This is a genomic window from Paenibacillus sp. ICGEB2008 (assembly GCF_000307675.1).
Lineage (GTDB): Bacteria > Bacillota > Bacilli > Paenibacillales > Paenibacillaceae > Paenibacillus > Paenibacillus polymyxa.
This window is the reverse complement of record NZ_AMQU01000009.1, coordinates 1-25,341: the sequence shown is the minus strand read 5'-3', so window position 1 is coordinate 25,341 and position 25,341 is coordinate 1. Positions and strand designations below refer to the sequence as shown.

Sequence of the window (25,341 nt, the reverse complement as noted above, 5' to 3'; positions counted from 1 at the left end):
CCCCTTTAATTTGTGCCCTTCTTTTCACTATGTACTTCATTCTAACGCCTCCACAAAATAAAAGTAAAAATCTGTTTAATTGCAATTACCTAACCATATTATCACTAAAATAATAAAAATATCACCTGTTATTTTTGACGATAATCATTCATGACGAAGTAAAGCAAAAACGGTTAGTTCCTACTCGTTGGATAACAATGTTTAGCCTCTGCGCTATCTTATTAACGCAATCTCCTACTTATTTATTTTCAATGGTAGATCATCAAAAACATATATGGAACTAAGTTGTTTGTTTGGAAATCGTCGCAAAATATTTTACAACTATCTCGCGGAATTCCTGAGCAGCCTGCGAAATATACCGATTCCTGTTCCATAATAAAGCAATTTCCCGTATCAATTCGTGATTCTCTACCTGGAGGTATTTGAGATGTTCCTGCGAATTTCGTGCCGTGCTCGGTATGAAAGCTATGCCAATTTCGGCTTCCACAAGAGTACTAAGCCTTGCAGGTTCATCCCCCTCATACACATATTTAGGCACAAATCCTTCCGACATGCATACAGAGTCCACTAAATCACGAGTACCATAGCCTCTCTTTACGCCGACAAACCATTCTTCCCTTAGCTCTGTCAAGGATACGCTATTTCGATCCGCAAGCCGATGCCCCTTTGGAACAGCTACAAGAATGGGGTCGATACATACGATTTTACATTCGATGTCATTCCCTTCTACAGGAGGTGAGGATAAGCAAAAATCAACCTCCCCTCTATGAAGAAGTGTAACCATTTCCTGTGTGGTCAGCATTTGCACATGAAATTGAATATAGGGTCGTTTTCTCCGAAACTCTCGAAGGATATTTGGCAATGTGCTTGCAGTGGTCACAGCTAATTCGAGAGTTCCAAGTTCTGGATTGGATAAGTCGCTGAGCTCCTGCTTCCCTTGTTCTAATTCAAACAAAGCCCTTTCTGCACGGTGAAGAAATTTGCTCCCGAACTCATTCAATCGCAGTTTTCTCCCTGTTCGATCGAATAAAGGGACCCCCAGATCTTCCTCCAAGCGTTGAATCGTTTTGCTGAGCGACGATTGAGTAACGTGCAGACTTCGTGCAGCTTCTGTTACATGTTCCAAACGAGCTACAGCGAGAAAATATTGCAGTTGAAGAAGTTCCAATTCGCATCCTCCATTCATTCCCTCAAGTCAATGAGATTATAACATCAAATGCATTGGAATAAATAATCGATTTCGAGTACGATGACATTAATTCGCTATAGGGGGACCAGAAATGAGTGTTCGCAGCTGGTGGTTAATGATTTCAGTTGGTCTAGGGATACTATTGAATCCATTAAATTCTTCGATGGTTTCTGTTGCGATTCCAAGTCTGCAAAAGGTATTTCGCCTTGACTTTACAGGTGTTTCCTGGATTATTTTTTCTTTCTACATTGCAAGCAGCATCGCTCAACCTGTCATGGGCAAAGCCAGCGATTTATTCGGTCGTAGAAAGATATTTCTTACAGGTCTTGTTGTATCATTCATTGCATCATTACTAGCCCCATTGTCACCAAACTTTGGATCGCTCATCGTGTTCCGCATTGTGCAATCCATCGGAACAAGCATGATGGTTGGGGTTGGAATGGCCATTGTTCGAATGCATATTACAGAGAAACAAGCGACTGCGCTGTCTGTTTTGTCCATTTTCCTATCAGGAGCGGCAGCAATTGGACCCTTTATTGGCGGGGTTTTGATTCATTGGTGGAATTGGCCTGCCATCTTTTTCATCAATATTCCGTTTGTGGTAGCCAGCTTTCTATTGGCTTGGAGGACTATTCCTAAGGACGAATCACCAACATCCGTTGCACGCAACATGTCCTTTCGTAAATGGTTTGATTTAATTGATGCAAGAGGAATCCTGCTCTTCACATTAGGGCTGGTTGCCTTGCTCGTTGGATTGCTCTCGGCAAAATCATCTGGGCATATCTCGTTAGAAAACGTCATTGTCGGGTTAATAGGCCTCGCTGCGCTGGGGGCATTCGTACGATATGAGTTAAAAGCGACGTCACCCTTTATTCCTTTACGCACGTTCGCCAAATATCCTGCGTTGACTTGGGTTAATGTCGAATTCATGTTCGTTAACGTACTCTATTACTCGCTTTTTTTCGGGCTTCCGTCCTACTTGCAAGTGGTAAGGCATGTAAGCGAGTTCCAAACAGGGATTCTCATGCTAAGCTTAGGCTTGTGCTCGCTAGCTGCTTCTCCAATAGCAGGACGATGGATTGATAAATCAGGACCCAGACCGACATTACTGGTATCCGCAATCCTGATGACATTGGGATCTGTGTGGCTTGTAACATTAAATCCAACTTCTCCGGTAATCAGCGTGTGTTTGGCTTTGGCTGCATTCGGTATTAGCAACGGACTGAACAATGTAGGTATGCAAGCAGCCTTGTTCCAAAGTTCTCCAAAAGAAATAATCGGTGTAGCATCCGGATTATTTAATACATCAAGATATCTGGGAACCATTTTCTCTTCATTGTTGATAGGTATCGTAATGGGGGGTAAGTTCAGCTTCGAGGGATTTCAAGTGCTTGGGATTGTCCTTACGGTAATTGCATTGACTTTGGTATTCATGAGTCGGCGACGCCGGGAGTCAGGACAATTGCGAGAGTCATAGGTTCACCGGTTCTTCAAATAAACCCCTCTACTCTTTATTTAACGTTAACTTTTCAACGAAAGAGAAAGGAGTTTAGTTAGAAAATAGTTGGCACCATTCCCCCATCTATACGGATTGGAGAGCCCTTAAATGCGGCTGCATAAGGACTACATACAAATGTAGCTATTCTACCTATTTCTATAGGTCTAATAAATCGTTGTATTTCGGATTGAGGCAGATTTACAGCCATAAATTGTTTCTCTTTTTCTAAAAAAGTCATACCTTCATTGGCATAAATACCCTCAATAATTTGGTGTACATTTTCAGAAAGCGTTGGTCCTGGCATAATCGTATTGACTGTAACTTCTGCTCCTATTGTTAATTTAGATAAGCTTTTTGACAGTGATAACAGCATCGATTTGGTCATACAATACTGTGGCATTTGCCCTGAAGGCATGATTGCTTCTTCACTCGCAATAAAAATAATACGGCCATAATTGTTTTTCAACATTTTAGGTAAATAAAATTTCGATAATCCGTTTGCAGCAAGAACATTAGTACGGAAATATTTTTCCCATACTTCATCGTCAACGTCTTCATATTGCATAATTTCATAAATCCCCATATTATTCACTAAGATATCGATATTGGGGTATTTTTCAAACAAAACCTCCCTCTGCTCCAGATCCACAATATCGGCTGTAGCATTTTGAGGAAAGGTCGTTGGAAAATTTGATTTTATTTCATTTACAGTTTGTTCTACCTCTTCATTATTCCGTCCATTAATAAGTACATTCACACCTTCTTTGGCAAGCTCAATGGCTATTGCTTTACCTATACCTTTCGTAGACCCTGTAACTAAAGCTGTTTTATTGTTTAATCCCATATCCATAATACTTTCCTCCCTCTCATTCGTTTATCTTTGCTGGCAAGCGAATTCTTAGCTTATTTTAAAACAACCTTAAGCTCTGGTATCTGATTATATTACCTTGGGCAGCAATGCTCAGTAACTAGCATATTGCGCCAAAGTTCTTGTTTAACACGCCAGATGAATAAGGTCAGTAATTACAAGCTCTCTGTAGAATGAATGGAGTTGGGAAACTATTAATAGATAGTCGATCTTCCTAGCGGTTCTTTTGATATCGAGTTGGTATCTAAATGTGTAGTGCGCCAATTTGAAGGAGTATTCCCTTCCCAAAGACGAAAAGCGCGGTAAAATGAGTTCTGGTCTTCATATCCAATCAAAAAGGCCACTTCTTTTATATCAAGCGAGGGATCTGCCAAGTATTCTAGTGCCTGCTCATGTCTAGCTTGTGTTAACAGTTGTTTAAAGCTCGTATTGTCGTCAGTAAGCCGGCGCTGCAAGGTACGATCGCTCATTCTGAGCTCCTTCGCCACAGCCTGAATGTCGGGGCGTCCTCTGGTGAGGCTACGTTTTATAATCCATTTGACCGCCTCAGTAATTGAGCGGCTGCACTGTTCATCCAGCGACCGGTCCAGAGCGGGTGTGAGAATCTCTAACAACTCTTGGTTGTATGAGACAAAAGTTCGGTCCAAATCTCTTCGATATAACGTCAATCGATTACATTTTGCACCAACCTGGACACTACACCCAAAATAAGCTTCAAGAGCCTGCACATCTCCCATGGATTGCGAAAATTCTACGAGCTGCGCCGTCAAAGGTTGACCAGTGCCTCGGCGCCCAAGCTCCAGAAGACATGCAAGTGTAATACCCGTCAGCATCGGTGGACCGGGCTGTTTGGTATATAGCCATTCCAGTTCTATGGTACAGTGCTCCCCCTCCTCAGTGACACGTAAGGTTTCGGGAGGACATAGTTGTTTGTACCGAGCCATTCGGTTTAGAGCGTCGCGGTAGTCACGAGCGTGGTAAGTCGCTAAGACGGTTGGTGGGTACTTCGCTGTCTCAAAGACAGTTGCAAGCTTAACGATTCCTTTTGCAGTGTCACCAATGAGATCGGAATATGCCTGCCAGATCGCGAGATATTGTACGCTTGTGACTACGGGCTCATGAATAATGGTGAGCGGCAGTCTTGCTTTACAAGCTACGTCGTGAGCGGAAATTCCTAATTGATACAAACCTGTCCAAAATCCTGGTGGAATTTTAATATGGTCAGAAGTATGAGACTTCTTCATACATAGAGACCTCCTTTATTACTTCCATTTTACCTACTAATTGCACTCTCTGATCATTCCAGTATAGTGAATTTTGTTAATATATGCTTACTGAATGTTTGACCACCATAATAAAAAAAGCAACCGGCATACCGGTTGCTTTTGAGTCATTTCTACTTCCAAGTTTATTTTCAAGAACACCAGGGTGTATCAACGTGTATGTTAAATTACTATGTTAAAGTATTCTGTCTTCTTAATACCTGGAAGTATAGTAAGGTTTTGTATCTAAAAACCTGTAGTATACTGTTTCGGGATCGTTATTTCTTTTTTCAAGTTTGTTGCGGCTTCAAGAGCCCAGTAAGGATTTCTTAACATTCCTCTCCCGACAGCCACAAGATCTGCATCCTCATTTCCTACTACAGCGTTAGCTAGGATCGGATCATCGAGTCTTCCGACTGCAATGACTGGAACTTCGAGTGCTTGTCTGATTTCTCGAGCAAGTGACACCTGGTATGCTGCGTGACTGCCTGGTCTACCCCATGCAGCGATAGGTCCTTCCCCGCCTGAAGAAATGTCAAAAATATCTACCCCTGCTTGTTGATATTCTTTGGCAAAAGAAATGCTATCTAGAATATCGTACCCGCCTTCTACGTATTCTTTAGCGGAAATGCGCATGATAAGCGGCATGTCTTCCGGCATCTCTGCCTTGGCTGCCTGAATAACTTCTCGACCAAATTTCAGGAGATCTTTCCCGTATTCATCATCTCTTTGGTTGGTAAGAGGCGAATGAAATTGATGGATTAAATATCCGTGAGCTCCATGTAATTCAATGGCATCAAATCCGGCCTTCACAGCACGTGCTACTGCACCGCGGAACTTCTCCACCATTTCTTTAACTTCTTGTGTTGAAAGAGCTCTAGGTAATTTAGATTTCTCATCAAATGGAACAGCGGACGGAGCAACAGGCACTTCAGCATCTTCTGCTTTACGTCCAGCATGAGCAATTTGAATACCTACTTTTGCTCCATAACTATGGCAGGCATCTACAATTCTTTTCAATGCAGGAATTTGCTCATCAGACCACAATCCCAGGTCAAAGTCAGAAATACGTCCATCTGGTTCTACATCAGTCATTTCAACTATAATGAATCCAGTTCCACCAATGGCACGACTTACATAGTGCATAAAATGCCAATCGGTAGCTATACCATCTTTCTTGTCAACAGAATATTGACACATTGGAGGCATGACGACCCGGTTCTTTAATTCCAAGTCTTTAAATTTATAAGGACTAAATAAATCTTTCATTAAGAAAGACCCCTTTCTAGGTTTTATAGTGAACACTCTATTAAATGCATGCACATGCATATAATACAGCATGCATTTTTTATTTGTCAACTATCGTTTAAACTATGCATTTACGTAAATAAAGGCCCAGAGATTGTATTCTCTAGACCTAGGGTTAAATTTTACTCTATTCAGGCATTAAATTTCGTATTAAGTTTTAATTTTATATGATAGAATTATATTTTTTCAATGAGTGATTGTAATTTTTGCTTCAACTCATCTTTTGAAAGAGCCGACTCCAAAATTTGGTTGAAGGTTTCGAGCGCTCTGTCAAACTTCTTTTCCCCAAAATCAGTCATACTTGTATAGATTCCCCGACGATCATCTTCACATATATGTCTTTGCAAAGCTCCGCAGCTTTTTGCTTCCATTCTAACTACCAGTCTAGATAATGCACTTTGGCTTAACCCAACCATCTCTTGTAAATGCTGCAATCTCAATTTCTTTTCCTCGGTTTGAGATAAGAAATACAGAACCAAAAATTCATTTAAGGATAAACTATAGTTTTCTTGAAGTGCATGTTCCAATTCATCGTTTATGTTCGATTGGAGTTTAGTAAGGGACAGCCAAATATTTAAAAGTTCGATAGTATTGTTGTTATGCATTTCGACTCACCCGTTCTATTCTAAAGTATAAATAACACATATTATAGGAGTCATTATAGGGAATAATTAATTCTATCAGGGTTACTGGAAATGGTCAAAACCCTTAAGAACAGATAGAGGTTATAAAAAATCCTTTCTGAAGCAGTGACTTAAGTGGTCAACACAAAAACACCTTTCAAAATCGGCCTCCTTTTAGAAATGGAAGCATTCTCCTGAAGGTGTTTTTGTTTTGAAACCCATTGTAGTTTACTAATTATTTATGGTCAGATACTCTTTTGCGCATTCCAGCCAGTCCCAGTAACCCAAGTAAGCCAATCCATCCCCAATCCATATCGTTGTCATTATCTACGGCGTTTGCTCGTACACTGTTAGCGTTGTAGGTTGAATTGTTGTTGTGATAAGCATTATTAGCTGTGTCATTGGCCACATCTACATTTGCACTTTGTGCTGATGAAGGAACGACTAAAGCTGCAAAGAAGAACATGGAAGCTACAGCAGTGACTATTTGTTTTTTCATAAAAAGGAATCCTCCCTGAAAGTGTGATGCATATAATTTCTCCAAAAAACTGCTCCTTATTCCATTGTGTAATTACAAATTTATTTGGATACTTTTAATCATTAATTGGAACTATAAGATCGGTGTAAAAAATATTAAAGGAGCGGTTATGATGGGAATATTAAGTGGAAATCCAAAAGATGAACCTATGCACTATGGTGAAATTTCCGGTGTTTGGCAATTTTCATTGGCCGCAAAAGGAGCTCTGTCTTTCTACCAAGCATTCCTGAATCATACAGGAGATAAGGATTTGAAAAAAACATTGGATGCACTCATTGATCAAGCGAAACTTGAAATTAAAGAGTGTGATACACTCCTTACTGATAATGGGATTGCTCCAGCGCCAGCCTTACCAGAAAGACCTCCAGTGAAACTTGAAGATATTCCTGTTGGTGCGCGCTTCACTGACCCGGAGATTGCTGCTAAAATTGCGTCTGATACCTCATTGGGACTGGTGGCTTGTAGTCAAGTGATGGGGCAATCCATTAGAGAGGATATAGGGGCCTTGTTTGCAAAATATCATGCTACCAAAACTGCTTTAGGAGTTAAGATTCTTCAAATGACTAAAGAAAAAGGATGGCTGGTGCCTCCTCCCCTTCAAGTGAAAAGGCCTGAAGCTGTTGAAGTTTAAAAATAGATTAAATCGCTTCTAGCCATATTCAGAACAGATTGAAAGTTAAAACAATAACCCCCATTATCCTCAAAATGAGGACAATGGGGGTTAGATTTGTTTACAATTCGTTAAATATCTCTTCGAATCACGCTTTTGGTCGCTGCCGCCTCAAAAATCGTCTCAATCAGCACCAGTACACGGTGCACTTCTTCGCTTTTGATCGCAAGCTCGGCTTTTCCTTCAATGGTGGAGACAAAATTTTCGTAAAAGCTTTCTGCAGCAGCAGGTATTTTCTCAATCGGGAACTTAAGGGTGGATTCCTCAGACGGAGGTGCCATCGTTTTCGTCAACCCTTGACCTGCTTGAATCGGTTTGGGTTCCACGTGAGCGACATCTGGATTCCGAGTGACAATCTCTCCGCTCAGATCCCAATCCTTGATCACTGCGGTTCCTTCGGTTCCTTTAACATACCAACGCGGCAACTTTACGTAATTCGTTGTACCTACTTCAATGACCGCTGTAAGACCGTCCTTAAACTCAATGAAGCTACTAAAGCCGTCATCCACTTCTGTCCCCAAAATATAACTTAAGGTAGCGGTCACGCTTTCGATTTGACTGTTCGTAATCTGAAGTAGCTGATCCAACAGATGCACTCCCCAATCCAGCAGCATTCCTCCACCATACGCCTTCAATTGCCGCCAATCGCCTGGAATGCCGTTAGCTCCCTGAACCCGCGATTCCAGATGGAAAAGATCGCCAACAGTCTTCCTACTGATTATATCTTTGACAATACGGAAGTCTTCATCCCATCTGCGATTCTGATGTACTGTAAACAGACGATTTTCTTGCTTGGCCACCTCGACAATATCTAAGAAATCTGCGCTCGTGATCGTAACGGGCTTTTCACAAATAACATGTTTGCCAGCTTGCAATGCTTGGATCGCAATTTCTTTATGAACGTCATTAGGCGTTGCTATTAATACAATATCTACGTCCTGATCGCCGAGAACGGCATCTAGACTGGCATAGGTTTTATAGCCGGCTGCTGCAGCCAATTCCATCCGATAATCGACAATATCATATACACCGCCAATGGCAAGCTGCTCAATAGGTTCAATTAATTGAACATGGTAGCTTCCCATACCTCCATAACCAATAATAACTACATTGTATTTCCGATTGTCCATTTTCATTTTCCTTCCACTCCTAAATTGAGCCACCACCTATCAAACGGTTGCTCACGGATCGAATTCAATTGTAAATCGGGTACTGCCATGCAGGTCATCTGTAAGATGTTATTGCATACGCTTTCATTATAAAGGAAATCTTTCCCCAAAAAAAGGGGGATATCAAGATCTAGGGGATTCAGTATTGGATAAATACTCACTCAAGATTTCCTGCATTGACTTCTTTGAATTTTGAAACTGTTTTATTCGATGACCATTAGCACCAGACGGGTGAGGGAACCCCCACAGAATTTTCTTTTCTTGAATTTTCTGTTCATCAAGCAAGCGACGAAGAACAGTCTCGACTGACTTTCCTAGTGGAATAATAAGTGGATACTCTAAACATTCTAATTCAGGAAGAAAAGATTCAAGCACTGCTCCATACAAAAAAGCATGATTAATCATGGAAGGTTGATGTCCATTGTAATTCTCTTTATTTACGAAGACTGGAAAACGAATTAAGGAAGTTGTATGTAACAACGAGCAATCTGAATCAAATAGTTTACGTACATGCGACACTTTCAAAAAATCATGCAATCCTATTTCTTGAAGCATATTTATTAAGTTGTCTCGCATGGAACCGGCCATCCTTGCTGCAAATTTGGCTTTTTTACAAGCTTCCTCATATGACTGTTGATCCTTCAAAGTTACTATGGCAGTTCGAAAGGCAATTTCCATCTGCTGCCAACCGGGTGTAATACCAACTAGCATTACTTTCGCGGAAGAATTGATATATTCATTATGCGGGGAATAGAACATTTCAACGTCTCCCGAAGACTTTAATTTGAAATCATTAATCAGTAATTCGTTTTTAGAATACTTTTGCTTTACCGGTAACGAATTCATCACAGCAACTATACGCTTTTGATGAGTGGAAGAGATCAGGTTGCATCCTCCTTACGAGCTTATATTTGAGTATATATTACAGTTTTACAAGAGGGGTGTTCTTCACACCCCCCACATGTATTTACCAATAAATATCCATCCTTATTGTGGCTGTAAGTTTGCGTAGCTCAGCTCTTTCTATCTTCTTGGGTAATTAAAGAACTGTAAGCGGGAATCGTCACCGTTTCTTTCCTTACTTTAGCATCCTTTGAGGTAGAGAAAACCACTTTCCGCTTTTCCTTATCTCGATCTTTCATCTGGATGGTAACCGGCTCTCCTGACAGATTATGATATACATACAATGTTTCTTTGCCTGAAGAACGTTTGTATGCCGTCACGCTGGCAGAACCTGCTTGGATCGGCTCTAGACTGTCGCTGCGAAGAGCCTCATGTTCTTCCCTCAGACGGATAAGCGTGCGGTAGCTTTCCAGCAGAGAATCATTGTCCCGCAACTGCGCTTCCACCGATACTTCGCCTTTGTTGTATTTGGGTTCCTCCCACTTTGTTTGACCGAGGCCTTCTCCCTTGTACCAGCGCATAGGCTCTCGAAGATACTCATCGGGCTTCTCTCCCTTCATGCCGATCTCTTCCCCATAATAGAGAAACGGCTGACCCGGCAACGTCAAAAGAATGGATGCAGCCAGCTTGGCTTTTCGTACATCCCCGCCCAGCTCGCTCATAACTCGGGTTTGGTCATGATTGCTTAAAAATGGAGCATCGAGTGCCGCCTTATTGTATGATTTGTACAGCTTCAGCGTTTTCTCGGAGAATGTAGCAATACCTTGATCTCGACCGTTTTTCACAGAGTTCAATATCGTTCCGCCCAGGTCAAAATTAAACAGAGAGTGGAGCGATTCGTAATAAGGAGCTATTGTCTCCGGTTTATCCCATACCTCTCCTGCCAGATATACGTTTGGATTTATCTTTTCCATCTCGGAACGGAATTCATTCCACCACGCAATGTTTTTATCGGCACCGTCCTTCGTTTGCCCTTTAAAAATATGCATCGCCGCATCAAGCCGGAAGCCGTCTGCACCTTGCTGTAGCCAATACTTACCGACTTTGATCATTTCCTTGCGGACTTCGGGATTATCAAAATTCAGATCCGGCATCCCGGACCAGAAGGTACCGTAAAAATACCCTTCGCCATTCGGATTCTTATGCCATACCTGCTGGCCCCATGATCCCTTTTCATCCAGGTTTGTATTCTCATCAGCCCATACGTAATAGTCATGGTATTTGCTTTGCGGGTTGGCACTAGCCTCCTTGAACCAAGGGTGCTCGCTACTTGAATGATTGATAACAAGGTCAATGATCACCTTGACACCTTTTCTTTTTGCTTCTTTCGTCAAGGTGCGGAAATCATTCAGATTCCCGTACTGCGGGTCCACTTGATAGTAGTCAGTTACATCATATTTATGGTAGCTTGGAGACGGATTCAGTGGCATGAGCCAGAGACCGCTGACCTGCAAATCCTTACCCGAACGGGGATTGCCGTCGTTTAAGTAATCAAGCTTTTGCGTAATACCTTTTAAATCACCATGTCCGTCCCCGTTCGAATCATAAAAAGAATTGATATAAATTTCGTAAAACACGCCGCTTCCAGCAGAAGTCGGAGGCTTATGCCCGTTCATATCCTGCTCGGCCATTGCACTTGAGGCGAACATCGTGAGCATAGGCACCGTTAACAGGATCGTGGACCATTTTCTTAAGCGTTTGTTACGAGTCAAAACATATCAGCTCCTTTAATTGTTATGGGTGCGCCTTCATTATAAAGAAAAACCACCCAAAAAAAGGGGATATTATTATCTATTATAGTGGAAAATATCGATTTTATTGTTTGATGTCTGTATCGAACAAACTGCCTGGGTTAGAGGATCTTTTTCTGATCCTTAAACCAGGCAGTTTGCTTGCAAGTCTATTTTTATCCTTTTACAGCGGAACCTACCGTCATCGCCCGCTCCACTTGTTCACTCAAGAACAGATACACGAGTACCATCGGTAAGGAGGCAATAGTCATAACAGCCCCCATGGCTCCCCAATCTGTACTATAAGAACCTTGGAAGAAAAGCAAGCCTAGCGGCAATGTCTTCATATTTTCATCAGAAATGAGAATATAGGCCAAAGTGAACTCATTCCAGTTGTTCAAAAATTGAAAAATGGCTACAGTTGCAATTGCAGGTAATGCAAGGGGTACAATGATTTTCAGGAACAGTCTATAAATATTAGCTCCATCCATGCATGCTGCCTCTTCTATCTCCTTAGGGATTCCTGTAAGGAACCCATAGAAAATCATGGACGAGAAAGGAAGGCCAATTGCGATATAAGGAAGAATAAGAGCTCCATACGTATTCGTTAGATTAAAATCGCGAACCAGAATCGCCAGCGGTATCATGATAACCTGAAGCGGCATAAACATTCCTATGGTCATATAAGTCCGGACGGTAGAACGAAATCTCCACCTCATACGAGCCACTGCGAAGGCAAACATCAGAGCTAGTAAAAGGATAAACAGAGTCGAAATCGTGGATACGACCAGACTGTTCAGAAAGTAACGGGGAATATTAAATTGTGTCCAGGCATTAATATAATTTTCGTATCGAAAATGCGTTGGCAGTCCAAATGGGTTAGAGACGAAGATCTCATCGTTGTTCTTTAACGAGTAGGATACCATCCAAAACAACGGGTAGACCGAAACAATTAGATACAACCACAGTGGTATCTGCAGGGCAGCATGTCTGAACTTGCTCAAAGCGGTTTTACTCATTTCGTTCTCCTTTTCAATACACGCCTCATCAGGCGGTTTGTCCGCGGTCGAACAGCTTATTGATAACTACAGTTGCCAATAACGAGATTAATACAAGCAGCACGGATACAGCACACGCATAACCATAGTTGCTCTCCATAAAAGCATAGCGATAAATCATGAATGTCATTGTATAGTTTGTAGTGCCGGGCCCACCATTTGTCATAATCAGCATCTGCACAAACGCCCCTATTCCAGAGGTTATCGCGATAATGAAGCAAAATTTGTATGTTTCCCTCATTAAAGGAAGCGTAACATGCAGATGCGCTTTCCATTTGCTGCAACCGTCAATCGTGGCCGCCTCAAAGTAGTCTTCGGGTATTGACTTAACTCCCGCATATAACAACGAGAATTGGTATCCCATAAACTGCCAGGCATTAACAAAGGCGATGGCAATAATGGATGTTGTTGGGGAGCTCAACCAATTTTGCTGATATGGGATGTTCAAGAGGTCAAACAGTCGGTTGATTAATCCGTTGGTTGGATCGTAGATTGCAATCCATAGCTGGCACACCACGGTTACCGATAGGACAACTGGGATAAAATAAGCCGTTTTCAGTATTTTCCGCCCGCGTGTACGTGGGTCCGCACAGATTAGTGCCAATATCGTTCCCAGTCCGATCTGAAAGACTGCCAGTACAATTGCAAAGATCAATCCGTTCTTAAGCGAAGTCCCAAGTAGAGGATCGGAGAATAATTCTCGGTAATTATTCAATCCCGAAAAGGTCAGCGTACTAAGACCATCCCAATCATAAAAGCTGCGAAGAACGGTTTGCAAAACAGGATAGATTAGAATCACGCTATACAGTATCAAAGCAGGGAGGAGAAACAGTGCGAGCGCCGGTTTGTTCCCCAAATATTTATTCATGTCTTGCTTCCACCCCTTATCTTTGGAACAGCACCCCCAGCGCCTTATGCCGCCAAGGGTTGCCGATTCCCTGAATTCTCAGTTTTCTTTATTCAATGTGCTATTCAGATTGCTCACAAAATCGTTTTCAGAAAAGTTGTCTACCATCATATTTTGAGTATTGTCATTAATGGTGTTCTGAATTTTTGTATTGCTCAGAAGTTGAGCATATTCCTGCGCATTAGGCAGCAACTCTTTGACAACTCGCTGCATCATTGCTGGAACATTGGAGGCCATTGGCTTATCTACTTTCACTGGAACTATCGGACTTCCAAGTTGAGTGTATCTGTACTCTGCTGACTTCGAGGCAAGGAATGCCGCTACCTTTATGGCTGTTTCCTTATTTTTGCTATTCGCTGATACTGCATAACCTTGCGGAGAACCTGAGCCGTCAATAAAATATTTGGACTTCTCGTAGGTTGCTTCATCCTTTGCAGGCCAGTACATCCAATCGACTTGATCGCCCAGCTTTTCCTGGGAACTGTAAATTTCCCATTGTCCATTCACGAACATGGCAGCTTTGCCCTGATAAAATAGGGAGGATGCCTGATCATAATTGGTGTTCGTAGCGTTGGCATCGAACAATCCGGCTCTTTGCAGTTGCTTCATTTGCTGTGCTGCTGTTACGAATGCTTCTGGCAATGCTTTTACATCCTTCTCCTCAAGTGCTCCAAATCCACGCGGCTGCTCTCTTGTAACCAGTCCGTTATAAAAAGCGGTCGTAATCCATTTTTCCTTTGCAAAGATCGACATCGGTACATAACCAGCAGCTTTTAACTTTTTCGCTGCATCGGCCATCTGGTCAATCGTCTTAAGCGGTGTTTTGATTCCTACCTTCTCAAAAATGGACTTGTTGTAATAAATCATTTGGAATTCAATACCAGTTTCAGGGTAAGCATACACATGATTGTCAGGAGCTACCAAACGCGATTCAACTCCCGGGTTAAGACTCTTCTTGAATTCGGCTGTTGTGTCATAGTTGTCAAGAACCTCGACATTTTTCGATTTTGCAAAAGTTTGCAGGACAGACCAATCCGCTAAATAAACATCTGGCATGTTGCCCGTTGCCGCATATGTTTTAAGCTTCTGGCCTCCGTCCTGCACGGCAGGATCCAATTCAATTTCTACGTTTGGCATCTTCTTTTTGAGCTCTGCCACCGCATAATCGAACGGCTTAATGGTATCGTCATCGAAATGCTGCGCATACACCTTCAATTTGATCGTTCCGTCCCCTGATCCGTTATGGGAAGAGGCTGAGTTGTCTTCGCCACAAGCAACCAATCCTACGGACATGGTGAGTACTAGCAAGGCTGCACTCCAAATTTTAAGATTTTTTTTTCATTTGTTTTATCCCCCTCATGAAGAGTCTTTGATGATTGCGCTTTCATTTGCTTGACTACAGTATACCGCTGCCTCTATTCTTCTTTAAGGAATAAAACGGGTATTATCAGTAAAAAACGGGACAAATAGAGCAGCGGTCCTCCATATAGGAAAACCGCCAGGCTTAAATTGATGTGTTCTGCCTCACAAGGCAGATACTATCTCTTTTTGAGTTGCTCATATTCAGTGGGTGTCATACCAAAACGTTTCTTGAAACATTTGCTGAAATAATTGGGGTCACTATAACCGACACTTTCAGCGATTTCTGACAGCTTCCGATTGCCTTTCAGCAGAAGCTCCTTAGCCTTCTTCATTCGGATGTGTGTAATGTGATCCACTATGGAAAAGCCAGACTCCTTGCGAAATACGCGGCGCAGGTAGCTGGGATCGACGAATACTCCGCACGACACCTGCTCAGCAGACAACTCTGCGTCTGCATAATGTTCCTCAATATAGTTGATCGCCGCCGCGAATAAATTGGAAGCCTTCGTAGGACGCATATTCTCCATCAGCAGGATCAGCTTGCGGTATAGGGCGAGCATCCAACCTTCAGCAGCCTCCCAGGAATCTAACTCTCGCAGCCGTTCGTAAGGAGACTTGTCTCCTCCGTTTTCCCATAGCTGGTCATAAGGAATGCCACGTTCACTGGCAAAAGAAAGGGCTAAAGAGACGATTCCCATAAGCATCGCATCTGCGTATTCATCTCCCCATTTATATTTACTAAGCTGGCGGATTGCCTTGCGGACCTCCTCTAGCGTTTCACTGTCTTTCATTCGGAGGTCAAGCACAACCGCATCGCGTAGATGACCCAAATCAGGCATACCTGCTCTGCTATGCAACACTTCGCCGTCCTGTCCCCTTAACTCTGCACTTTCACTCTCCTGTGGAAGCACTGGTAATTTCGCTTTAATACGCTCCAACATTGAGAGCATTTCTTCTGCATTGAACGGTTTCAGCAAATAATCCTGCACTCCAGTTCGAACGGCCTTCTGTAGATATTCAAACTCGTTATGCCCGGATATGAATACAATTACGATTCGTTCGAACTTGACTTTCAACCTCTCGGCTAATTCAATTCCGTCAATAAAGGGCATATTGATATCAACGAGGGCAAGGTGCGGCTGATGCCGCTCGGCTTCCTGAAGTGCTTCCTGCCCGTTCCTTGCTTCACAGCAAACCCGAAAGCCGTGACTTTCCCAGTCTATCTTAATTCGCAGAAAGTCTCGAAACAGCGGCTCATCATCAACAATCATCACTTTATACATCTTGGTGTACACTCCCCTTTGGCTGCGTTGGTAGCGACAGGTCAACAATGGTTCCCTCTCCGAGAACACTCTGCACGGATATCCCATACTCCTCGCCAAAATACAGGCTCAGCCGTTGCTGAACGCTATAGGTACCGATTGATCGTATTCCTTCTTTCGGTAAATGTCTGGACATAATGTTCTGAACTTGAATTTCGTCCATTCCTACACCGTTGTCCTCCACCCGGACGATCACCCTATCGTTCTGTGTAAAAGCGAAAATACGGATAAAACCTTTGGTTCCTTTCTTCTTAAGACCATGGTAAATCGAATTCTCGACAAGTGGCTGGAGCGAGAGTTTCGGGATCGGTGTACCCGCAAGCTCTGGAGGGATATCCACTTCATAGCGGAACACATCGGGATAACGGATTTGCAGAATAGTCAGGTAATCATCAGTAATCTGAGCTTCCTTTTCTAAAATAATGAGTTCCCGTCCTTTATTTAGCACCATTCTATAAAAATCTGCCAGCGCCTTCGTAGTATCTCTAGCCTCATCATTACGATCCAACTCATTCAGTGCATAAATGGTATCTAAAGTGTTGTACAGAAAATGCGGTTTTATTTGAGCCGTCATCAGTGCGAGTTCATATTCACGCTTGCGGTTTTGCTCCTGCCTCACTTCATCCAGCAATTCCCGAATCCGTCTTATCATAAAGTTAAAAGCTTCAGCAATGGTACCGATTTCATCTTCTGTTCGAACTATCGCAACCGATTGTAAATCGCCGGCTACTACTTTTCGCATGGCTCTAGTCAGCTGTTCGAGAGGACTAACGACCATTTTGGACAGGAAGCTAGCACCGAGCCAGGAAAAAGCAAGACAAAATACGCCGATTAAGAGTGAAAGCCTTACATTTTGCCGGACATCAGCTGTAAGCAGGCTAAGAGAAACAATATTGACCAGCTTCCAACCCATCCGGTTATAATCATTGACCGTTACGAGATTGCCGCCATCCTCAAATGAACATGTTTTTGGGGACACATCAGATCCACAGCCTTGGATGGCCTCCGCTAACTGTGAACTCACTGGCTTCATCAGCATCCCATTGTCTTCTGCCACAGCCACACGCATCTCGTTATCTAAAAAATAATAAGATTTGGGCGCATCGGGATCGCTGGAACGAAAATAATCAGACAACCCTTCTTCCTTCACTAACAGAAAAAGCGTTCCATAGGGTTCGCCGGTGTCTATATTAATGACCATCTTTCCCAGCGTCAAAACCGGAGAGTTGGAATCCGGTGTTAGGAAATCTCTCTTCTCCATATCAAACCAGAGTGCTTGTCCATAACTTTCGGATTCCCTTACCCGCTTGAGCATGCTATAGACTTTACTATCATCCCCACTTTCGGTATAAGAAGCAAAAATTGTCCCTTCATTATCAATAAATACCGCCGCATCCACTTCGCGAAAGATTGATAAATCAATAGATAGACGGCTTTGCATCAGGTTACCAAATTGAACACGATCTATGGCAGTATCAGGTCTAGCACCGTATGAATCATACATCCGGTTAATATTCGTGACCATAATGTTGGCCGCCGTTTCCACACTACTGAATATGTAGTCGGTCCGGGACAGGATAAGCTGAGATTCGTCAACTACGTTGCTGGTCGTTTGCTCTATCAATGAACGACTGAAAAGTTGGTTGGACACAAGTCCAAGAATGAGCAGAGAAATAATGATCAGCGGGAGAAATACCGCTATAACCTTGCTTTTAAAGCGAAGGCGACCAAACCACTTACGAGCTAGGGACAGAATATTCAAATAAGACCCCTCCGTCATCAGAGAATATTCATCATGTTAACACAACTAATCTGAACAGTAGTAGAACTAAAATAATGTTAAAAAAATTCAACAATCCATCTTGAAAGTACCAAAAGTATGTGTTAGGATAAAGTCGATTTTTAGTAAAATTATTAACTAAAAAGGTGTGAGCTCTTTGGCAACCATTAAAGACATTGCCCGCGAAGCGGGAGTGTCTGCCGCAACCGTTTCAAGGGTTTTAAATAACGATCTGTCACTATCCGTGAGTCCAGACACCAAAAACAGAATTTTTTTAATTGCTGAGCAGCTCGGGTATAAGCCTTCCCGCCTGAGGCAGTTAAAGAGGAACACGGAACGTGCCGGGAAAACGGTCTCCCTCCTGCTGTGGTGTTCCATAGAGGAGGAAAGAGACGATCCGTATTACGCCTCGATCCGCCGTGGAATCGAACTGCGCTGTGAGGAGCTTGGCCTGACATTGGGACAGACGCTGCGAGGCCGTTCATCTCTCGACACCTTGCAGAAGGCGGATGGTCTGATTGTCGTGGGCGGCGTTGATCCTGAAGAGGTGTCCAAGCTGTATCCGGACAAGAACACCATTGTCCTTGTCGACCAGTACCATGAGCAGCTGGAATACGATTCCGTACGACTCCATTTTCGGCAGGCGGTGGACCAGGCACTTGGACATCTGCTCGAGCTTGGCCACCGACAAATCGGATTTATTGGCGGGAAGAGCGATGGAGAGCGAAGGGCGCATTATTTTGAACGATTCATGCGGGAACGAGGTTTGTATAATCCGAAGTTCGTCCGCATAGGCGCCTGGAGTACTGCGGATGGATATCTCATGATGAACGAGCTTCTAGCCGAGCAGGAACGACCGACAGCCTGCTTCGCTGCCAGCGATCCGCTCGCCATTGGAGCCCTCCGCGCCCTTCATGGACATGGAGTCAAGGTGCCCGAAGATATGGCTGTTGTCGGCTTCGACGACATTGAGATGGCGGCCTTCGTGCAGCCTCCGCTAACTACTGTACGTGCCTATCCCGAACAAATGGGAAAAGCTGCCGTGCAGTTGCTCTCTGAACGGTTTGAGGGACGTGAACCACCTGCGTACAGCGTGATCGGGACTAAGCTTGTCATACGGGAAAGCTCATGCATCAACAGTAAAATCAATATTTGAGAGTCAATCGAGATGATAACCCCCTAAGGAGTGAATATCATGAACATTCATGTTAACGAAGCGCTTGGTTTGTTTCACCTGCAGTCCAAGGATTGCAGCTATATTATCCAGTTGGTCGAAGGATATCCTGCACATGTCTATTGGGGAGCTCAACTTCATCATGACCAAAGTCTCGCAAGTATATTGGAGCTTAGAGAGCGCTGCTCCTTCTCCCCCACTCCCGTTTCTTCTAATCGTGCGCTTTCTTTGGATGCGCTTCCACAGGAATATCCACAGTATGGGACAAGCGACTTCCGTCAACCGGCTTATCAGGTTGCGCTTGCGGATGGAACTCGAACTACGGAGCTAAAATATAGTGGCCACCGTGTTGAACCGGGCAAACCAAAGCTTGAAGGCCTCCCTTCCGTCTATACCGAATCGGATGATGAAGCAACAACTCTCCTGTTGTTCCTTGAGGACCAGCACTCAGGTCTTAAGGCTACACTGCTCTATACTGTATTTGCGAATCACAGCGCTATTGCTAGGTCTACTCTTTTTGAACATAAGGGAAGCGCTGTCATGAATATTGAGCAGGCAATGAGCGCCTCTGTCGACTTCGCCGATTCCAATTATCAAGCTCTCTATCTATCTGGCGCCTGGGTTCGGGAAAGACATATCCAACGCCGCGATCTTGGACCCGGCGCCATTCGGTTGGAAAGCCGGCGAGGCTCGAGCAGTCACCAAATGAATCCCTTTCTGGCCCTGCTTCGTCCAGATGCAACAGAAGATCGTGGGGATGTGTACGGCTTCAGTCTAATCTACAGCAGCAATTTCGTTGCGCAGGCGGAAGTAGAGCAGTTTAATCAGACCCGTGTAAGTATCGGAATCAATCCTTTTGACTTCTCCTGGCGGCTTGAACCGGGTCAGTCATTCCAGACCCCTGAAGCCGTGCTGGTCTTTTCCGAAGAAGGTCTTGGGGGCATGTCGCGCACCTATCACCGACTCTACCGCACACGTCTGTGCCGAGGAACTTATCGCGACAAGGAACGCCCGATTCTCGTGAACAATTGGGAAGCCACATATTTTGACTTCGACGCCAATAAAATCGAGGCGATTGCCAAAGAAGCGGGACCTCTTGGAATTGAGCTATTTGTTCTTGATGACGGTTGGTTTGGCAAGCGCGACAACGACAACAGTTCGCTTGGGGACTGGTTCGAAGACCGCCGCAAGCTACCTGGAGGTCTCACCGACCTAGCCAAACGGGTTAATGAACAAGGATTACAATTTGGCTTGTGGGTTGAGCCGGAAATGGTATCACCTGATAGTGAACTGTACCGCACCCATCCCGACTGGTGCCTACATGCGGAAGGTCGGCGGCGGACGGAAGGCCGATCCCAATTGGTGCTTGATCTCTCCCGCAAGGAAGTATGCGATTACTTGTACGAGACGCTGAGCTCCGTATTCTCGATCGCCCCAATTACTTATGTCAAGTGGGACATGAATCGTAATATGACGGAGATTGCTTCGGCTACCGCTACTAGCGAACGTCAAAAAGAAACTGCGCACCGTTATATGCTCGGACTTTATGATCTGCTGGAACGCCTGACCTCACGCTTCCCGGACATCTTGTTTGAAAGCTGTTCTGGTGGAGGTGGCCGATTCGATCCCGGGATGCTCTACTATATGCCGCAGACATGGACCAGTGATGACACTGATGCTATTGAAAGATTGGCTATCCAGTACGGCACCAGCATCGTGTATCCGGCCAGTACCATGGGGGCCCACGTATCGAACGTGCCGAACCACCAGGTGGGACGAAACACCTCCCTCGCCATACGTGGCGACGTGGCAATGAGCGGGAATTTTGGCTACGAGCTTGACCTTACTGCATTTACGAATGAAGAAAAAGAGCTTGCTGCCAGACAAATTGCCCAGTATAAAGAAATCCGTTCCCTTGTACAGCAGGGAGATATGTATCGACTTCTTAGTCCGTTTGAGGGCCGAGGCAATACTGCCTGGATGTTTGTTAGCGAGGACCAGTCCGAAGCTTTTGTCGCTTACTTCCGTGTGTTGGCTGAGCCAAATGGTCCTATCCGGCGACTAACTCTAAAAGGACTTGACCCAGCTAAAAAGTATATAATCGAAACCGGGGCAACCAGCAATACTTCAGAACCTGTCGGTGGTACCTTGGCTGAAGATGGCGTCTCCCCCTTCCGTGTGGCGTTCGACGGTGAAATTTTTGGAGGTGACCGTCTAATGAAGATTGGACTTGTTGTCTCGGATCTCACTGGGGATTTTGCCAGCTCTACCTTCCGCCTTAAAGCTATCTCTTGTTAATCATAGTTCAGCCGGTGACGATAAAAAATTAAAACAAGGCAGGTCGATTTTCCGACCTGCCTTGTTTAATAACTTTGTGACCATTTAATAGCATCCTTGATTTTGATTCTCCATATCATATGATCAAAGCCTTTTCCCCAATAATCTTTTAATAAATAATCAGGAGTTCCAAACTTCTTTTCCCATATTTTTTGTGCAATACGATACCCACTATCTAAACAAAATTCTTCTACTCCTCTATCTTTCAACGCCAGATACATTGATTTCAATAATAAATTTCCTACTCCAATCCTCTGGTAGTCAGGGTGAACAAATACAGTTCCTACCTCGCACAAATTTTTTAATGCATCATTGGTAGATTTACTTATAAGTTCACTTGCCGGGCCATATTCAATTGAACCCATTATTCGATCCCCGTCTACAGCGATTAAAAAATATCGTTGCTCACCGTGGCTTTCTAAGTCACTTTCCAAATACGCTCTTTTAGTCTCAATTTCATCCTCTATATCCTCCAGCTTGCTTCCAATACCTTCTTTAGCAAATGTGTCTGTAATCACTATTCTAAACAATTCATTTAACTTTTCGGCATCTTTAACTTTCGGTCTTCTGATTTCTACATCATTCATCTAGATTTCCGCCGACGTACGATTCAGTACAGACCCTATTGAAAGTACACTACTCAGTAGTTCCATTAAACTTGTTATTTCATAAGTGGGTTGAATACCAGACGTATTTGTTTTTCTGGCAGGGTTGAACCAGCAGGTATCAATTCCGTACTTATTCCCTCCTTGAATATCAGAGGTTAAAGAATCGCCGACCATAAGGACCTTACTTTTATCTGAAATGGCTAGCTTGGCAAATGCGTAATCGAAAATACCAGCTTGTGGCTTTTGGCAACCCACTTCTTCTGAAATAATTACCTGCTCAAACACATCACGCAGCGGAGAGAGCTGAATTCTGGAGGTTTGTACCTCTTTGATTCCATTCGTAATAATCGCCAAACGATACTCAGATAGTACGTCACATAGTTCAACCGCTCCGTCCATCAAAAAAGCACCTTCACCCAAATAACGTAAATAAGCAGCACTAAAGGCGTCTGGATTGAAGTCTAGCTTATGGACAGTAAACAATCGTTTAAATCTTTCCACCCGCAACTGTGCCGAGGTAATAAGTCCTTCCTCTGCCTCTCGCCACAACACACTATTAATCTCATCATAGCTGGATTTGTACTCTGTGGCCCCTTGCGGCAATCCAAATTGGGTGAACGTATTATGTAGCGCATGACTCTCTGCCATTTTAAAATCAAACAGCGTATCATCAACATCAAACAAAATAATTTCGTATTTCAAAACGACCTCCAACCTCCATATCATAACTTTACTTTGTGGTTAAGCTCCGTGAGCCTTGGAATTGTTCCAGATGGGATATAAAAAAACGGAAAATAGACAATCATTACAGTATGATCTCTCGGTTATTATACAGAACCTCATTGATCCGTCAAGTCATGACAAAAAGAATAGAGTAATATTTTCTATGAGTTTGAGCCAGTGCGAAGTAACATGCTTCGTGCCAAACTACTACCATAGCGATTTATAAATGAAAGGAGAATGCTAACTCAAGTTGTCCCCGATGCTTCAGTGACAAGCCTAAAGGTAAACATTCTCCTTTTAAAATTCAAACTATTTGTTCTCCATTCGTAGATCTTTAGGGTCAACCTGCCATCATCTTCAGGTCTGTTTCCAGTACCGGAATCGACTGTTTTAAAAACCTAGTGATTTTCATTAATCCATTCGGTTAATGTTTGATCAAAATAATGAGGTTCTTCAAACATCGGATTATGGCCACTATGCTCAAAAACCACCTTTTTTACGTTCGTATAGCTATCATCGACCCGATCCCACAATGAAACAGGCGCGACTAAGTAATCAGTTCTTCCAAGACCAATAAACATGGGCTTATCGACATCTGCCAAGGACTGTATCAAATCTATCTTTCCGAAGGCTTCTCCCCATAAATAATCAATGATAGGCATGTTCGTGTGCACATCATTCCACATATGAGCTGCATCATAGGTATAATCATAAAAACTTTGGGCTCCCATACGTATACACATGTGAACAAATCTTCTGTCGGGATCTCTTTTGATATCATCCTCTAATAAAATAATATCTTTTTCAAAACGTTCTTTTCTGGCTGGACTGGCCGTTTCATAAAAGTATGACAAGCTTTGCCGTTGTCTTTCTTGGCTGTTCGTAGGCGCTGAATTTAATAGCACCACTTTTTCAACATATTCTGGGTATTGTTTAGCATATTCCAAAGCCATAAAAGCATGCCCGGAATGTCCTAATATGATAAATGGATCTAAATGAAGGCATTGTCTTGCTGTTTCTATGTCTTTGATGACTTTATCCAAAGTATAGTCTTCTGGTTTTAAAGCACGAGTCGGTTTTGCAAACCCTCTATGATCTAAGAAAATAAACTGAAACTTTTTATATAAATGGTCTGAAAATATGCGAGGAGAATATACACTACTGCCGATCACCAATATCGACTTTCCGTTACCTCTTATAGTATATTTCAGCTCAAATCCATCACTAATAACCGTTTGATAAGTGCTCATCCTCATCGTCTCCTTTTCTTCTTTAAATCACTCCCTTTCCGTTGTTTAAATCCCTTGTATTCTCCATAGAGCGTTCCAGCACTACAACTCACCTCTGAAAGTCCGTTTATTTTATGAGAAAAGTTTAACATGATTTTTTCAAAAACAAAACCGAATTTGGATCTTCTCAATCTTGCCGTACAAGTCGGAGATACAAAGTGGCAAAAGGAAATTACCCATAAACTTCAATCCTTAAGTGCCCTCCAGGCAGTACTGTATAAGGAACAACCAGAGTATTGTAGTACTTTTAACCGAAGGCATGGCATGAGCCGTTCAGGTGACCGATAAATAAATTGGTTATACAAAAAGAGCACAACCCTAATGGCTGTGCTCTTTTTTCGTGCTTGGCAACGTCCTACTCTCCCAGGACCCTGCGGTCCAAGTACCATCGGCGCTGGAGGGCTTAACGGTCGTGTTCGGGATGGGTACGTGTGGAACCCCTCCGCTATCGCCACCAAACATGAATTTGCCTCGCAAATTCTTCCGTAAGGTTATTCGGTTCATCACGGATTGTGTGAATGAATAGCCATACGCTTGTCGTATGTATTTCTACATACCTTCAAGGTGTTACACCCTGAAAACTGGATCCGAAACTCATTGCGCCTTATCTTTAGGATAAGCCCTCGACCGATTAGTATTGGTCAGCTCCATGCATTACTGCACTTCCACCCCCAACCTATCTACCTCGTCGTCTCCAAGGGGTCTTACTAATTGGGAAATCTCATCTTGAGGGGGGCTTCACGCTTAGATGCTTTCAGCGCTTATCCCTTCCGTACATAGCTACCCAGCGGTGCTCCTGGCGGAACAACTGGTACACCAGCGGTACGTCCATCCCGGTCCTCTCGTACTAAGGACAGCTCCTCTCAAATTCCTACGCCCACGACAGATAGGGACCGAACTGTCTCACGACGTTCTGAACCCAGCTCGCGTACCGCTTAATGGGCCGAACAGCCCAACCTTGGGACCTACTTCCAGCCCCAGGATGCGATGAGCCGACATCGAGGTGCCAAACCTCCCCGTCGA

21 protein-coding genes and 2 rRNA genes are annotated in these 25,341 nt (G+C 43.5%); 4 read left to right on the top strand and 19 right to left on the bottom strand.

From position 1 onward, the window contains the following. Nucleotides 1-280 precede the first annotated feature (280 nt). Entirely contained in the window at nucleotides 281-1,168 is an 888-nt protein-coding gene (locus C400_RS0110165) for a LysR family transcriptional regulator (RefSeq protein ID WP_016818769.1), read from the bottom strand. A 112-nt stretch (nucleotides 1,169-1,280) separates the two neighbouring features. Between C400_RS0110165 and C400_RS0110160 the strand changes: the two genes are divergently transcribed. After that, nucleotides 1,281-2,666 carry an MFS transporter gene (locus tag C400_RS0110160; protein ID WP_016818768.1) on the top strand — a complete coding sequence of 462 codons (1,386 nt, stop codon included), beginning with the start codon at nucleotides 1,281-1,283 and terminating at the stop codon, nucleotides 2,664-2,666. A 76-nt stretch (nucleotides 2,667-2,742) separates the two neighbouring features. Here C400_RS0110160 and C400_RS0110155 read toward each other — a convergent pair whose 3' ends face one another. The 5 genes from C400_RS0110155 to C400_RS0110135 all read right to left on the bottom strand — a co-directional run bounded on the left by C400_RS0110155 (nucleotide 2,743) and on the right by C400_RS0110135 (nucleotide 7,247). Continuing rightward, a complete protein-coding gene (locus C400_RS0110155; protein WP_016818767.1) occupies nucleotides 2,743-3,537 on the bottom strand; it encodes an SDR family NAD(P)-dependent oxidoreductase in 795 nt (264 codons plus the stop codon). Between the two features lie 212 nt (nucleotides 3,538-3,749). Continuing rightward, nucleotides 3,750-4,799: an AraC family transcriptional regulator gene (locus tag C400_RS0110150; RefSeq protein WP_016818766.1), complete on the bottom strand. Its 1,050-nt coding sequence runs from the start codon at nucleotides 4,797-4,799 to the stop codon at nucleotides 3,750-3,752. A gap of 264 nt (nucleotides 4,800-5,063) precedes the next feature. Beyond that, on the bottom strand, nucleotides 5,064-6,086 hold the full coding sequence (locus tag C400_RS0110145) for an NADH:flavin oxidoreductase/NADH oxidase (RefSeq protein ID WP_016818765.1): 1,023 nt from the start codon (nucleotides 6,084-6,086) through the stop codon (nucleotides 5,064-5,066). Nucleotides 6,087-6,301: 215 nt separating this feature from the next. Beyond that, a complete protein-coding gene (locus C400_RS0110140) occupies nucleotides 6,302-6,730 on the bottom strand; it encodes a MarR family winged helix-turn-helix transcriptional regulator (protein ID WP_016818764.1) in 429 nt (142 codons plus the stop codon). Nucleotides 6,731-6,983: 253 nt separating this feature from the next. Then, nucleotides 6,984-7,247 carry a WGxxGxxG family protein gene (locus tag C400_RS0110135; RefSeq protein WP_016818763.1) on the bottom strand — a complete coding sequence of 88 codons (264 nt, stop codon included), beginning with the start codon at nucleotides 7,245-7,247 and terminating at the stop codon, nucleotides 6,984-6,986. Between the two features lie 151 nt (nucleotides 7,248-7,398). Here C400_RS0110135 and C400_RS0110130 point away from each other — a divergent pair, with 151 nt between their 5' ends. After that, nucleotides 7,399-7,917: a DUF3231 family protein gene (locus C400_RS0110130; RefSeq protein WP_017426883.1), complete on the top strand. Its 519-nt coding sequence runs from the start codon at nucleotides 7,399-7,401 to the stop codon at nucleotides 7,915-7,917. Nucleotides 7,918-8,027: 110 nt separating this feature from the next. Here the strand turns inward: C400_RS0110130 and C400_RS0110125 are convergent, their stop codons facing one another. From C400_RS0110125 to C400_RS0110090, 8 genes are all read right to left on the bottom strand, one after another. Continuing rightward, nucleotides 8,028-9,092: a Gfo/Idh/MocA family oxidoreductase gene (locus C400_RS0110125; protein ID WP_017426882.1), complete on the bottom strand. Its 1,065-nt coding sequence runs from the start codon at nucleotides 9,090-9,092 to the stop codon at nucleotides 8,028-8,030. A gap of 156 nt (nucleotides 9,093-9,248) precedes the next feature. Next, the gene (locus C400_RS0110120; protein ID WP_068981553.1) at nucleotides 9,249-9,971 is read right to left on the bottom strand and encodes a hypothetical protein; all 723 of its coding nucleotides are present in this window, start codon (nucleotides 9,969-9,971) and stop codon (nucleotides 9,249-9,251) included. A 167-nt stretch (nucleotides 9,972-10,138) separates the two neighbouring features. After that, a complete protein-coding gene (locus tag C400_RS0110115) occupies nucleotides 10,139-11,740 on the bottom strand; it encodes an alpha-amylase family glycosyl hydrolase (protein WP_017426880.1) in 1,602 nt (533 codons plus the stop codon). Between the two features lie 194 nt (nucleotides 11,741-11,934). Continuing rightward, nucleotides 11,935-12,777: a carbohydrate ABC transporter permease gene (locus tag C400_RS0110110; protein WP_013371135.1), complete on the bottom strand. Its 843-nt coding sequence runs from the start codon at nucleotides 12,775-12,777 to the stop codon at nucleotides 11,935-11,937. Nucleotides 12,778-12,805: 28 nt separating this feature from the next. After that, nucleotides 12,806-13,684, bottom strand: coding sequence for a carbohydrate ABC transporter permease (locus C400_RS0110105; protein WP_017426879.1), 879 nt, complete (start codon nucleotides 13,682-13,684; stop codon nucleotides 12,806-12,808). A 78-nt stretch (nucleotides 13,685-13,762) separates the two neighbouring features. After that, nucleotides 13,763-15,016, bottom strand: a complete 1,254-nt coding sequence (locus tag C400_RS0110100; RefSeq protein ID WP_017426878.1) for an ABC transporter substrate-binding protein — start codon at nucleotides 15,014-15,016, stop codon at nucleotides 13,763-13,765. Nucleotides 15,017-15,261: 245 nt separating this feature from the next. Continuing rightward, complete coding sequence (locus C400_RS0110095) at nucleotides 15,262-16,368, bottom strand: response regulator transcription factor (RefSeq protein WP_016818756.1); 1,107 nt, start codon at nucleotides 16,366-16,368, stop codon at nucleotides 15,262-15,264. Continuing rightward, the gene (locus C400_RS0110090) at nucleotides 16,361-18,169 is read right to left on the bottom strand and encodes a cache domain-containing sensor histidine kinase (RefSeq protein WP_016818755.1); all 1,809 of its coding nucleotides are present in this window, start codon (nucleotides 18,167-18,169) and stop codon (nucleotides 16,361-16,363) included. The genes C400_RS0110095 and C400_RS0110090 overlap by 8 nt, the downstream gene beginning before the upstream one ends. A 175-nt stretch (nucleotides 18,170-18,344) precedes the next feature. Between C400_RS0110090 and C400_RS0110085 the strand changes: the two genes are divergently transcribed. Together C400_RS0110085 and C400_RS0110080 are read left to right on the top strand one after the other, a co-directional pair. After that, the gene (locus C400_RS0110085) at nucleotides 18,345-19,343 is read left to right on the top strand and encodes a LacI family DNA-binding transcriptional regulator (RefSeq protein ID WP_016818754.1); all 999 of its coding nucleotides are present in this window, start codon (nucleotides 18,345-18,347) and stop codon (nucleotides 19,341-19,343) included. 39 nt (nucleotides 19,344-19,382) lie between these two features. Next, nucleotides 19,383-21,659 (top strand): alpha-galactosidase, encoded by a 2,277-nt coding sequence (locus C400_RS0110080; RefSeq protein ID WP_017426877.1) that lies wholly within the window; start codon nucleotides 19,383-19,385, stop codon nucleotides 21,657-21,659. Between the two features lie 65 nt (nucleotides 21,660-21,724). Here C400_RS0110080 and C400_RS0110075 read toward each other — a convergent pair whose 3' ends face one another. The 5 genes from C400_RS0110075 to C400_RS0110050 all read right to left on the bottom strand — a co-directional run. After that, entirely contained in the window at nucleotides 21,725-22,285 is a 561-nt protein-coding gene (locus C400_RS0110075; RefSeq protein ID WP_017426876.1) for a GNAT family N-acetyltransferase, read from the bottom strand. Next, nucleotides 22,286-23,008, bottom strand: coding sequence for a YjjG family noncanonical pyrimidine nucleotidase (locus C400_RS0110070; RefSeq protein ID WP_016818751.1), 723 nt, complete (start codon nucleotides 23,006-23,008; stop codon nucleotides 22,286-22,288). 419 nt (nucleotides 23,009-23,427) lie between these two features. Then, nucleotides 23,428-24,279, bottom strand: a complete 852-nt coding sequence (locus C400_RS0110065) for an alpha/beta fold hydrolase (protein WP_017426875.1) — start codon at nucleotides 24,277-24,279, stop codon at nucleotides 23,428-23,430. Between the two features lie 381 nt (nucleotides 24,280-24,660). After that, nucleotides 24,661-24,777 (bottom strand): 5S ribosomal RNA (rrf, locus tag C400_RS0110055). 152 nt (nucleotides 24,778-24,929) lie between these two features. Beyond that, a 23S ribosomal RNA gene (locus tag C400_RS0110050) occupies nucleotides 24,930-25,341 on the bottom strand; the annotation flags it as partial.

Excerpts from the sequence above, each read along its gene's own strand:
- C400_RS0110110 (WP_013371135.1), bottom strand. The coding sequence starts at position 12,777 with ATGAGTAAAACCGCTTTGAGCAAGTTCAGACATGCTGCCCTGCAGATA.
- C400_RS0110095 (WP_016818756.1), bottom strand. The coding sequence starts at position 16,368 with ATGTATAAAGTGATGATTGTTGATGATGAGCCGCTGTTTCGAGACTTT.
- C400_RS0110065 (WP_017426875.1), bottom strand. The coding sequence starts at position 24,279 with ATGAGCACTTATCAAACGGTTATTAGTGATGGATTTGAGCTGAAATAT.
- C400_RS0110150 (WP_016818766.1), bottom strand. The coding sequence starts at position 4,799 with ATGAAGAAGTCTCATACTTCTGACCATATTAAAATTCCACCAGGATTT.
- C400_RS0110155 (WP_016818767.1), bottom strand. The coding sequence starts at position 3,537 with ATGGATATGGGATTAAACAATAAAACAGCTTTAGTTACAGGGTCTACG.
- C400_RS0110075 (WP_017426876.1), bottom strand. The coding sequence starts at position 22,285 with ATGAATGATGTAGAAATCAGAAGACCGAAAGTTAAAGATGCCGAAAAG.
- C400_RS0110130 (WP_017426883.1), top strand. The coding sequence starts at position 7,399 with ATGGGAATATTAAGTGGAAATCCAAAAGATGAACCTATGCACTATGGT.
- C400_RS0110145 (WP_016818765.1), bottom strand. The coding sequence starts at position 6,086 with ATGAAAGATTTATTTAGTCCTTATAAATTTAAAGACTTGGAATTAAAG.
- C400_RS0110140 (WP_016818764.1), bottom strand. The coding sequence starts at position 6,730 with ATGCATAACAACAATACTATCGAACTTTTAAATATTTGGCTGTCCCTT.
- C400_RS0110080 (WP_017426877.1), top strand. The coding sequence starts at position 19,383 with ATGAACATTCATGTTAACGAAGCGCTTGGTTTGTTTCACCTGCAGTCC.
- C400_RS0110160 (WP_016818768.1), top strand. The coding sequence starts at position 1,281 with ATGAGTGTTCGCAGCTGGTGGTTAATGATTTCAGTTGGTCTAGGGATA.
- C400_RS0110120 (WP_068981553.1), bottom strand. The coding sequence starts at position 9,971 with ATGAATTCGTTACCGGTAAAGCAAAAGTATTCTAAAAACGAATTACTG.
- C400_RS0110100 (WP_017426878.1), bottom strand. The coding sequence starts at position 15,016 with ATGTCCGTAGGATTGGTTGCTTGTGGCGAAGACAACTCAGCCTCTTCC.
- C400_RS0110105 (WP_017426879.1), bottom strand. The coding sequence starts at position 13,684 with ATGAATAAATATTTGGGGAACAAACCGGCGCTCGCACTGTTTCTCCTC.
- C400_RS0110135 (WP_016818763.1), bottom strand. The coding sequence starts at position 7,247 with ATGAAAAAACAAATAGTCACTGCTGTAGCTTCCATGTTCTTCTTTGCA.
- C400_RS0110125 (WP_017426882.1), bottom strand. The coding sequence starts at position 9,092 with ATGAAAATGGACAATCGGAAATACAATGTAGTTATTATTGGTTATGGA.